Origin of the sequence: Burkholderia sp. Ed8 (genome assembly GCF_040761425.1) — a bacterium.
Taxonomy (GTDB): Bacteria; Pseudomonadota; Gammaproteobacteria; order Burkholderiales; family Burkholderiaceae; genus Burkholderia; species Burkholderia seminalis.
In genome coordinates, this window is the sequence record NZ_CP142889.1 from 321,079 (window position 1) to 331,277 (window position 10,199).

The window sequence follows — 10,199 nt, forward strand, 5'->3', positions numbered from 1 at the left end:
GGCCTGGCAGCCCCATTCCGCAATTAACTCGAGGCGATGCCGGTGACGTGCCTGATCGATCGTGCGAACGGGTGCGCGTGGCCATGGATCTTCCGCGGAGAACCACACTTCGTGCCGTTGTCGCCGGCCTGTCTGACGGACGACACCGAGGCGGAGATCGAGGCCGTGTGCGCCGGAGCCGGATTCGGCCGGTGCGCGGCGTACCTGGTTCGGCCGTACGTCCAGCAGCGGCGCCTGGTGCGCTTGTTGCCGAGCCTCGAACCGGAACCGTGGAGGCCGCACGTCTATCGGCCGCGGCCCGATGCCACGGCGTATCCGGTGGGGGGTACGACGAACGCGTGGCGAAGCTCGCGCACGCAACGTCGCGAGCGTAGCGGCACGCCTGTCCGGTTTTACTTCAAACCGGCAATAACGACGCGGATTGTTTCCGTCTGGTCGATCAAGTGTCCAAAGAGTGGGTTTTCACGGTCGATCGCGGCAAGCATCCACGTCAACGCGATGGGCGACCGGAACACCGTCATCTCCCAATATGTGACCGCGTGCCGCAAAGATTGAAACGGGGAAACGAACGTCATTAATCTGCGTACGCGCACGATGCTGACTGGCGTGCGTCGTTCACAACAATCGGGAGACGAAGATGAAGGGCGTCAATCATTTAGGAATGTTGATGATATGCCTCGTGGCGGCAGCGATTGGCCTGTCGGCATGCGGCGGCGACGATGTCGGTTCGTCGCCGGGAACGAACACGTCGGCGACGGGGACGACCTCGACCACCGGCACGACGTCGACGACTGGCGGCGGCACGACCCCCACCGGTACGTCGCCGACCGCACTGCAGCAGATCGCGGTGAATCCGCCGCCGATGGGCTGGTCGTCGTGGAACAGCCTCGAGGAAAACGTCAGCTTCGATACGATCAAGGCGCAGGCCGACGGCCTGGCCGCGCTGAACGCGAACCTCGCGACGGGCAACAAGTACCAGTATGTGAACATCGACGAAGGCTGGTGGACGTCCAGAAAGCGCGACGCGAACGGCAACTTCATCCTCAACGTCGACATGAACGGCAATCCCACCAACCAGTGGCCGGGCGGGATGAAGGCGATGGCCGACTACATTCACGGCAAGGGGTTGAAGGCCGGCATCTATATCGACTCCGGGCCGCAGGGCTGCGGAAACACGAACGGCACGCATTTCGTCGGCAGCGACTACGCGCACTACGATCACGACTTCCTGCAGTTCGCGCAGTGGGGCTACGACTTCGTCAAGGTCGACTGGTGCGGCGGCAGCGCGGCCGGATACGATCCGCAGCAAGCCTATACGGCGATCTCGCAGGCGATTCAGAAAGCCTATGTCGCCACCGGGAAGCGGCTGGTGCTGAACATGTGCGACTGGGGCACGCTCGGCAAGAGCGGTTATCCCGACTACAACCTGGGGCCCTGGGACTGGGGCGCGGGAATCGCGACTTCGTGGCGCACGACGGGCGACATCTACGGGCCGGGGAGCGGGGTGCCGAAGTTCGGCTCGGTGCTCGGCAACTTCAACGGCAACTATCACCCCGAAGGCCAGCACACCGGTTACTACAACGATCCGGACATGATGGTGGCCGGCATGGGCATGACGGCGGCGAACGACCTGGCGCACGTGAATCTGTGGGCCATCGCCGGCGCGCCGATGATACTCGGCAACGACCTGTCGAAGTCGCTGTCGAGCGATACGGCGAGCCTGCTCACCAATCCCGAGCTGATCGCGATCGACCAGGACATGCTGGGCCTGCAGGGCTTGAAGGTCGCGGATGCCAACGGGCAGCAGGTGTGGGCGAAGCTGCTGGCCGGCGCGGGCAAACGCGCGGTGCTGCTGTTCAATAACGGCACGGCGGCGAGCGATATCACGGTGACGTGGCAGCAACTGGGCTTCGCGGCCGGTACGTCGGCGACCGTCCGCGATGTCTGGGCGCACAAGGATCTCGGCGCGGCGACCGGTGCCTACACGGCCGCGAGCGTGCCGGCCGGCGGCACCGTGATGCTCGTGTTGAGCGGCACGGACCTGCCGTCGACCGCCTACCTGCCGGGCCCGCTGTCGGGCGGCGCGACGGTCGCGGACTGCACCGCGTGTGCGAGCGGCAAGAAGGTGACGGGGCTGGGCGCGGTGACGTTCAACAACGTGACCTCGCAAACGGTGGGCGGTTATGTCCAGATCGCCTACCTGAACACCGGGACGGAAACCGCCAGCGCACAGCTCGCGGCGAACGGCGGCAACGGCACGACGCTCGCGTTTCCGCCCACCGGCAATACCGTCGGCACGGTGACGGTCTTTGTCAACCTGCAGTCCGGGGCGAACACGTTGACCTTGTCGGGCCTCGGCGGTACAACGGCGGCACCGGACGTCACGTCGGTCGCCGTGGTGGCCGGCCCGGTGAAGGTTCCGCCCCCGCCGCCGCTGGCTTACGAGGCCGAGGCAGCCGGCAACACGCTCGGCGGGGCGGCGCGCGTGTCGTCATGCGGCGCGTGTTCGCGCGGACAGGACGTCGGCTATATCGGCAACGGTGACGGGACCAGCAACGGCACGCTCACGATCAACGGCATCTCGGTGCCGGCGGACGGCACCTACAGCGTCGTGATCGCCTACGTGAACGGCGATTCGACGCCGCGCAGCGCGCAGCTCGGTTTCGACGGCGCGGCGCCCGTGTCCGTGTCGTTCCCGTCGACGGGCGGATGGGGGAACGTGTCGACGGTGACGGTGACGGGCACGTTCAGGCAAGGAAGCGCCAACACGCTGAAGTTCTCCAATCCGACGGGGTGGGCGCCCGACATCGACGGTATCGGTGCGCCGGCAACGCAGTGACGTGCGCATGGCGCGGCGCCCCGCTCGCGGGCCGTCGCGCCATTCATCGGAACACGCGCGGCAAGCCGACATCGTGCGGCATCATCATGGTGCCGACGCACCCGCATGCGGTGCCCGATATTCGACTGGAGAGGCTCGATGCCGATACCCCGGATTGAAACGCGCGACGCGATGGGCGACCCCGACGTGGTCTATCTCAACCCGGCGCACGTGCTGTGGATGTCGCTGCCGACCGCCGCGCACCGGCGGCCGGGCGGCACGGCCATCCGCGTGGACGACCGCGTGAAGGGTGGCGCGCTGCTGCTGGCCGACCATCCGCCGGCCGCGCAGTTGCTGCAGGATCTCGGGCCGTTCGTGACGGTGACGCTGGCGAACCCGTCGTCCGACTATCCGAACGGTGTCGTGCACGTCCGTGCGCATGCGATCGTCAAGGTCGCGACGGACGATCACGAGAAGCCGCTGTCCGAGCGCACGCTCGGCTGGGTCCATGTCCAGGACGGCTCGGCTTTCAAGGTCGACGATTACGCCGGCGTCGCCGCGCAATGGCAGGCGACGATCGCGGCGGCCTGCCGCTGACCGACGATGGCACGGCGGCCCGTCGTGCCGCCACGGTCCGGCAGTTTTTTCCCTCAGGAAAACCCTGATCTTCCCGTATCGACCGCCGATTTCCTCGCTTATGGCCGGTGCGCGGGCGACCGCGGCGCACCGCTTCCCCCACCGTAGCGCGCATTCGCGCACACCCCGCTCCAGCAAGGCTCCGTATCTCTCTAATTAGCCAAAATAGGTATGGTGCGTCGCAATAATGCGTGCATATTGCCGAGGTTCGATACCTGTCAGGTATGAAATTCTGCGACCAAAAGTATTGGACGCCCCATTTCCCCGCCGCGTATAAATCCGTTCCATGAACAGCCCCCGAGCCGCGCGTCCCATGTCCTCCGCCACCATCGAACGTATCGAAACCCGCCTCGTCGACCTGCCGACGATCCGCCCGCACAAGCTGTCGATGGCCACGATGCACGGCCAGACGCTGATGCTCGTGAAGGTGTTCTGCAGCGACGGCGTGACGGGCCTCGGCGAAGGCACGACGATCGCCGGCATGGCGTACGGCCCGGAAAGCCCCGAGGCGATGAAGCTCGCGATCGATGCGTACCTTGCCCCGGCGATCGTCGGCCGCGACGCAACACGCATCCAGACGCTGATGGCCTTCCTCGGCAAGCTCGCGAAGGTCAATCACTTCGCGAAGAGCGCGCTCGAAACCGCGCTGCTCGACGCGCACGGCAAGCGGCTCGGCGTGCCCGTCGGCGAGCTGCTCGGCGGCCGCCGGCGCGATCGCCTGCCGGTCGCATGGACGCTCGCGTCGGGCGACACGTCCACCGACATCGCCGAAGCCGAGCGGATGCTCGACCTGCGCCGCCACAACGTGTTCAAGCTGAAGATCGGCGCGAAGTCGCCGGAGACGGATATCCGGCACGTGGCCGAGATCAAGAAGGCCGTCGGCGATCGCGCGTCGGTGCGCGTCGACGTGAACATGGCATGGAGCGAAACGCAGGCCGCGCGCGCGATTCCCGCGCTGGCCGATGCGGGCTGCGAACTGGTCGAGCAGCCGGTCGCGTCCGCCGCGGCGCTGGCGCGCCTGATGGGCCGTTTCCCGGTCGCGCTGATGGCCGATGAAATCCTGCAAGGCCCCGACAGCGCCTTCGACATCGCGAAGCATCACGGCGCGGACGTGTTCGCGATCAAGATCGAGCAGAGCGGCGGCCTCTTCGCCGCGCAGCGCGTGGCCGCGATCGCCGATGCCGCCGGCATCGAGCTATACGGCGGCACGATGCTCGAAGGCGCATTCGGCACGGTGGCGTCCGCGCACCTGTTCGCGAGTTTCGCGAACCTGCAGTGGGGCACCGAGCTGTTCGGGCCGCTGCTGATCACCGAAGAGATCCTGACGCAGCCGCTCGACTACAGCGACTTCGAACTGGCCGTGCCGGACGGCCCCGGTCTCGGCATCGAGCTCGACGAAGACAAGGTCAGGCGTTTCACCCGCGACGGACTCGTGCGAGTCGCGCGCTAGCCCGAGTCAGGCAAAGCCGTCATTCCCCCCAAAATACACGTGGAGACACCATCATGAGCGTCAAAGTTTTCGAAACCCGGGAAGTGCAGGATCTGCTGAAGGCCGCGTCGAACGCGGGCGGCGCCGGCGGTCACGCGCGCACGCAGCAGGTCGTGCTGCGCCTGCTCGGCGACCTGTTCAAGGCGATCGACGATCTCGACATCACGCCCGACGAAGTGTGGGCCGGCGTCAACTACCTGAACAAGCTCGGTCGGGATGGCGAGGCAGCGCTGCTCGCGGCCGGTCTGGGTCTCGAGAAGTACCTGGACATCCGGATGGACGCCGCGGACCAGGCCGCCGGCCTCGACGGCGGCACGCCGCGCACGATCGAAGGGCCGCTGTACGTCGCAGGCGCGCCGGTTCGCGACGGCGTGTCGAAGATCGATCTCGACGCGGACGACGGCGCGGGCCCGCTCGTGATCCACGGCACGGTCACGGGCCTCGACGGCAAGCCGGTCGCGGGCGCGGTGGTCGAATGCTGGCACGCGAACTCGAAGGGCTTCTATTCGCACTTCGACCCGACCGGCGCGCAGACCGACTTCAACCTGCGCGGCGCGGTGAAGACGGGTGCCGACGGCAAGTACGAATTTCGCACGCTGATGCCGGTCGGCTACGGCTGCCCGCCCCAAGGCGCGACGCAGCAACTGCTGAACGGCCTCGGCCGCCACGGCAACCGCCCGGCGCACGTGCACTTCTTCGTCGACAGCCCCGATCACCGCAAGCTGACGACGCAGTTCAACATCGACGGCGATCCGCTGATCTGGGACGACTTCGCGTACGCGACGCGCGAGGAGCTGATCCCGCCCGTGGTCGGGAAGACCGGCGGCACGGCGCTCGGCATGAAGGCCGATGCCTACCAGGACATCGAGTTCAACTTCGTGCTGACGCCGCTGGTGCAGGGCCAGGACAACCAGATCGTCCACCGCCCGCGCGCAGCCGCGACGGCGTAACCGCCTGGCGGCGCGGCGCGCATGCGCCGCCGCCGGCCGGGTTTCCGCGAGATTCAACCGAAACCGATGCGAGCGTGCTTGCAGGACGCGGCACGCGCATGGAAGGAGACAACATGTCCGCCACGATCGACCCCACCAACGAACTGGATCACCTGCTCGCCACCGCCGTGCAGGACGACAAGGAGGCCGGCGTATTCCGCTGCCGCCGCGACATCTTCACGAACGCGGAACTGTACGAGCTCGAGATGAAGCACATCTTCGAGGGCAACTGGGTGTACCTCGCGCACGAAAGCCAGATTCCGGCCAACAACGACTACTACACGACGTGGATCGGCCGCCAGCCGATCGTGATCACGCGCGACAAGACCGGCGAGCTGCACGCGGTCATCAATGCCTGCGCGCACAAGGGCGCGATGCTGTGCCGCCGCAAGCACGGCAACAAGGGCAGCTTCACGTGCCCGTTCCATGGCTGGACCTTCTCGAACACCGGCAAGCTGCTGAAGGTGAAGGACGAGAAGACGACGCAATATCCGGTGCAGTTCAACACGAACGGGTCGCACGACCTGAAGCAGGTCGCGCGCTTCGAAAGCTATCGCGGCTTCCTGTTCGGCAGCCTCAGCGCCGACGTGCTGCCGCTCGAGGACTACCTCGGCGAAGCGCGCGTGATCATCGACCAGATCGTCGACCAGGCGCCGAACGGGCTTGAAGTGCTGCGCGGCAACTCGTCCTACATCTACGAAGGCAACTGGAAGATGCAGATGGAGAACGGTTGCGACGGCTACCACGTCAGCACCGTGCACTGGAACTATGCGGCGACGATGGGCCGCCGCAAGGAAGACGGCACCAAGGCCGTCGACGCGAACAGCTGGAGCAAGTCGGTCGCGGGCGTGTACGGCTTCGACAACGGCCACATCCTGCTGTGGACGCAGACGATGAACCCGGAAGTGCGGCCCGTGTACCGGCATCGCGACGAGATCCGCGCGCGCGTCGGCGACGTGCAGGCCGACTTCATCGTGAACCAGACACGCAACCTGTGCGTGTACCCGAACGTGTTCCTGATGGACCAGTTCAGCACGCAGATCCGCGTGGTGCGGCCGCTCGGCGTCGACCGGACCGAAGTCACGATCTTCTGCTTCGCGCCGAAGGGCGAGAGCGACACCGATCGCACGCTCCGCATTCGCCAGTACGAGGATTTCTTCAACGTCACGGGCATGGGCACCGCCGACGATCTCGAGGAGTTCCGCGCGTGCCAGGCCGGCTATGCGGGCGTCACGGCGATGTGGAACGACCTGTCGCGCGGCGCGCCGCTGTGGGTCGACGGGCCGGACGAGAACGCGACGAAGATGGGGCTGAACCCGCGCATCTCGGGCGAGCGCAGCGAGGACGAAGGGCTGTTCGTATGCCAGCACGAACACTGGGTGCACGTGATGCGCGATGCGCTGAAGAAGGAACGCGGGGAGGTGGCGGCATGAGCTTCGATTACCGGACCATTTGCACGACGCTGTATCGCGAAGCACGGCTGCTCGACGATCGCCAGTGGGACGAGTGGCTGACCTGCTATTCGGAGGACGTCACGTACTGGATGCCCGCGTGGGACGACGACGACCGGCCGACCGACGACCCGCAGAGCCAGATCTCGCTGATGTACTACCCGGACCGCGGCGGCCTCGAGGACCGCGTGTTCCGGATCAAGACCGAGCGCAGCGGCGCATCGACGCCCGAGCCGCGTACCAGCCACAACGTGACGAACGTCGAGGTGCTGGCCGAGCGCGATGACGAAGTGGACGTGCGTTACAACTTTCACACGCTGAACCATCGTTACCGCGTGACCGACCACTTCTTCGGCACGATGTTCGTCACGTTGCGCCGGGCGGGCGATGCGCTGCTGATCTCGCACAAGAAGATCGTGCTGAAGAACGACTACATCCGGCAGGTGCTCGACGTCTATCACGTCTGACGCCGTCGTTTTGTGATGAAAGGAAGTGGAGGCGACACCATGTCCAGCTACACGATTGCACTGAACTTCGAGGACGGGGTAACCCGCTTCATCGATTGCAAGGCCGGCGAGAAGGTTCTCGATGCGGCCTTCCGCGCGAAGATCAACCTGCCGATGGATTGCTCCGACGGCGTGTGCGGCACCTGCAAGTGCCGCGCCGAAAGCGGCCGCTACGACCTCGGCGACGATTACATCGACGACGCGCTCACCGAAGACGAGAAGGACGGCGGCCTCGTGCTGACGTGCCAGATGGTGCCGCAAAGCGATTGCGTGATCGCGGTGCCGACCTCGTCGGTCGCGTGCAAGACCGGCCAGAGCGGCTTTGCCGCGACGGTCACGAAGGTCGAGCAGCACAACGACGCGGCCGTCGTGCTCGAGCTCGACGTCGGCGCGGCCGCGCCGGTGTTCCTGCCGGGCCAGTACGTGAACATCGACGTGCCCGCGAGCGGCCAGCACCGCTCCTATTCGTTCTCGTCGGCGCCGGCCGATGCGAAGGTCAGCTTCCTGATCAAGAAGATTCCCGGCGGCGTGATGAGCACGTGGCTCGAATCGGCGCGGCCGGGCGACACGCTGCAATTGCACGGCCCGCTCGGCAGCTTCTACCTGCGCGACGTCGCGCGGCCGCTGCTGTTCCTCGCCGGCGGCACCGGCCTCGCGCCGTTCCTGTCGATGCTCGAAGTGCTGGCGCGCGGCGGCTCGCGGCAGAAGGTGCACCTGATCTACGGCGTGACGCGCGATCTCGATCTCGTGCTGGTCGACGCGATCGAGGCCTATGCGGCGCAGCTGCCGAACTTCAGCTTCGCGACGGTCGTCGCGGATGCCGCGTCGGACCATCCGCGCAAGGGCTGGGTCACGCAGCACATTCCGGCCGACGCACTGAACGACGGCGATGTCGACGTGTATCTGTGCGGGCCGCCGCCGATGGTCGACGCGGTGCGCAAGTATTTCGACGACGAAGGCGTGAAGCCGAACAGCTTCCACTACGAGAAGTTCACGCCCAACGTCACGGCAAAGGCGGCATGATCATGCAACGATTCTCCGGCAAGGTCGTCGTCGTCACCGGCGCGGCGCAGGGTATCGGCCGAGGCGTCGCGCTGCGCGCGGCGGCCGAGGGCGGCAGGGTGCTGTTCGTCGATCGCGCGGATTTCGTCGCCGAGGTGGCGGCCGAGGCGAGCGGCGGCGAGACGGCGGGCTGCGTCGCCGATCTCGAAACCTACGAAGGCGCGCGGGCGGCGATCGCGTGCGCGGTGCGGACGTTCGGCGGCATCGACATCCTGATCAACGGCGTCGGCGGCGCGATTCGCATGCGCCCGTTCGCCGAATTCGAGCCGGCGCAGATCGACGCGGAAATCCGCCGCTCGCTGATGCCGACGCTCTATACCTGTCACGCCGTGTTGCCGCACCTGATCGCGCGCGGCGGCGGCACGATCGTCAACGTCTCGTCGAACGCGACCCGCGGGATTCGCCGCGTGCCGTACTCGGCGGCGAAGGGCGGCGTCAATGCGCTGACGTCGGCGCTCGCGATGGAGTACGCGGCGCACAACATCCGTGTCGTGGCCACCGCGCCGGGCGGCACGCATGCACCGCCGCGTCGCGTGCCGCGCAATGCGGCCGGCGACAGCGCGCAGGAGCAGGCGTGGATGGCCGAGGCCGTGCGGCAGGTGACCGAGTCGACGTACTTCAAGCGCTATGGCAGCCTCGACGAGCAGATCGCGCCGATCCTGTTCCTCGCGTCCGACGAGGCGAGCTACATCACCGGCACGGTGCTGCCGGTCGCCGGCGGCGATACGGGTTGAGCGGGGTGCCGCTGGACTTCGTCCATCGACCGTTTTCATCGACAACCAGACGGCCGGCGCGATGCCGCCGGCCACGGAGACACCCATGCGTGATCGCAAAGCCATCGTTCCGGCGGGAATGGAAGCGGTGTACGAGAAAATCGGCTATGCGCCGGGCCTGCAGGTCGGCGACACGCTGTACGTGTCCGGCCAGATCGGCCGCGACGCGGCGATGCAACCGGTCGACGGCCGCGAGGCGCAGATCGTGCAGGCGTTCGAGAACCTGCGGCTCGTGCTCGAGGCGGCCGGTGCATCGTTCGGCGACGTGGTCGACCTGACGACGTTCCATACCGACATGCGCGACCTGCCGCTGTTCATGCAGGTGCGCGACCGGTATCTGCACGCTCATCCGAAACCGGCATGGACGGCGGTCGGCGCGCACATGCTGGGCGGCTCGCCCGGTTATATCGTCGAGATCAAGGCGGTGGCGGTGTTGCGGGACTGAGCGACGCGCGGACGACAGCCGGGCGTGCGT

At 66.7% G+C, this 10,199-nt stretch carries 10 protein-coding genes; all 10 read left to right on the forward strand.

Features of this window, described 5'->3' with window-relative positions; all coding sequences use genetic code 11:
* Positions 1-42 precede the first annotated feature (42 nt).
* The 10 genes from VXM69_RS35700 to VXM69_RS35745 all read left to right on the forward strand — a co-directional run bounded on the left by VXM69_RS35700 (position 43) and on the right by VXM69_RS35745 (position 10,169).
* Positions 43-555, forward strand: a complete 513-nt coding sequence (locus VXM69_RS35700) for a hypothetical protein (protein WP_367190705.1) — start codon at positions 43-45, stop codon at positions 553-555.
* 124 nt (positions 556-679) lie between these two features.
* Positions 680-2,839: an alpha-galactosidase gene (locus tag VXM69_RS35705; RefSeq protein ID WP_367190706.1), complete on the forward strand. Its 2,160-nt coding sequence runs from the start codon at positions 680-682 to the stop codon at positions 2,837-2,839.
* Positions 2,840-2,977: 138 nt separating this feature from the next.
* Positions 2,978-3,415, forward strand: a complete 438-nt coding sequence (locus tag VXM69_RS35710; RefSeq protein ID WP_367190707.1) for a hypothetical protein — start codon at positions 2,978-2,980, stop codon at positions 3,413-3,415.
* A 352-nt stretch (positions 3,416-3,767) separates the two neighbouring features.
* Positions 3,768-4,904 carry a muconate/chloromuconate family cycloisomerase gene (locus VXM69_RS35715; RefSeq protein ID WP_069705749.1) on the forward strand — a complete coding sequence of 379 codons (1,137 nt, stop codon included), beginning with the start codon at positions 3,768-3,770 and terminating at the stop codon, positions 4,902-4,904.
* A 53-nt stretch (positions 4,905-4,957) separates the two neighbouring features.
* Positions 4,958-5,893, forward strand: coding sequence for a catechol 1,2-dioxygenase (gene catA, locus VXM69_RS35720; protein WP_226229582.1), 936 nt, complete (start codon positions 4,958-4,960; stop codon positions 5,891-5,893).
* Between the two features lie 113 nt (positions 5,894-6,006).
* Positions 6,007-7,365 carry a Rieske 2Fe-2S domain-containing protein gene (locus tag VXM69_RS35725; protein WP_367190708.1) on the forward strand — a complete coding sequence of 453 codons (1,359 nt, stop codon included), beginning with the start codon at positions 6,007-6,009 and terminating at the stop codon, positions 7,363-7,365.
* On the forward strand, positions 7,362-7,850 hold the full coding sequence (gene benB / locus VXM69_RS35730; RefSeq protein WP_034190024.1) for a benzoate 1,2-dioxygenase small subunit: 489 nt from the start codon (positions 7,362-7,364) through the stop codon (positions 7,848-7,850). Before VXM69_RS35725 ends, benB begins: the two co-directional genes overlap by 4 nt.
* Before the next feature lie 39 nt (positions 7,851-7,889).
* Complete coding sequence (benC, locus tag VXM69_RS35735) at positions 7,890-8,912, forward strand: benzoate 1,2-dioxygenase electron transfer component BenC (RefSeq protein ID WP_367190709.1); 1,023 nt, start codon at positions 7,890-7,892, stop codon at positions 8,910-8,912.
* The gene (benD, locus tag VXM69_RS35740) at positions 8,909-9,685 is read left to right on the forward strand and encodes a benzoate diol dehydrogenase BenD (RefSeq protein ID WP_367190710.1); all 777 of its coding nucleotides are present in this window, start codon (positions 8,909-8,911) and stop codon (positions 9,683-9,685) included. Before benC ends, benD begins: the two co-directional genes overlap by 4 nt.
* An 85-nt stretch (positions 9,686-9,770) precedes the next feature.
* Positions 9,771-10,169, forward strand: a complete 399-nt coding sequence (locus VXM69_RS35745) for a RidA family protein (RefSeq protein WP_124669509.1) — start codon at positions 9,771-9,773, stop codon at positions 10,167-10,169.
* Positions 10,170-10,199 lie beyond the last annotated feature (30 nt).

Excerpts from the sequence above, each read along its gene's own strand:
- catA (WP_226229582.1), top strand. The coding sequence starts at position 4,958 with ATGAGCGTCAAAGTTTTCGAAACCCGGGAAGTGCAGGATCTGCTGAAG.
- benB (WP_034190024.1), top strand. The coding sequence starts at position 7,362 with ATGAGCTTCGATTACCGGACCATTTGCACGACGCTGTATCGCGAAGCA.
- VXM69_RS35745 (WP_124669509.1), top strand. The coding sequence starts at position 9,771 with ATGCGTGATCGCAAAGCCATCGTTCCGGCGGGAATGGAAGCGGTGTAC.
- VXM69_RS35725 (WP_367190708.1), top strand. The coding sequence starts at position 6,007 with ATGTCCGCCACGATCGACCCCACCAACGAACTGGATCACCTGCTCGCC.
- VXM69_RS35715 (WP_069705749.1), top strand. The coding sequence starts at position 3,768 with ATGTCCTCCGCCACCATCGAACGTATCGAAACCCGCCTCGTCGACCTG.
- VXM69_RS35710 (WP_367190707.1), top strand. The coding sequence starts at position 2,978 with ATGCCGATACCCCGGATTGAAACGCGCGACGCGATGGGCGACCCCGAC.
- benC (WP_367190709.1), top strand. The coding sequence starts at position 7,890 with ATGTCCAGCTACACGATTGCACTGAACTTCGAGGACGGGGTAACCCGC.
- benD (WP_367190710.1), top strand. The coding sequence starts at position 8,909 with ATGATCATGCAACGATTCTCCGGCAAGGTCGTCGTCGTCACCGGCGCG.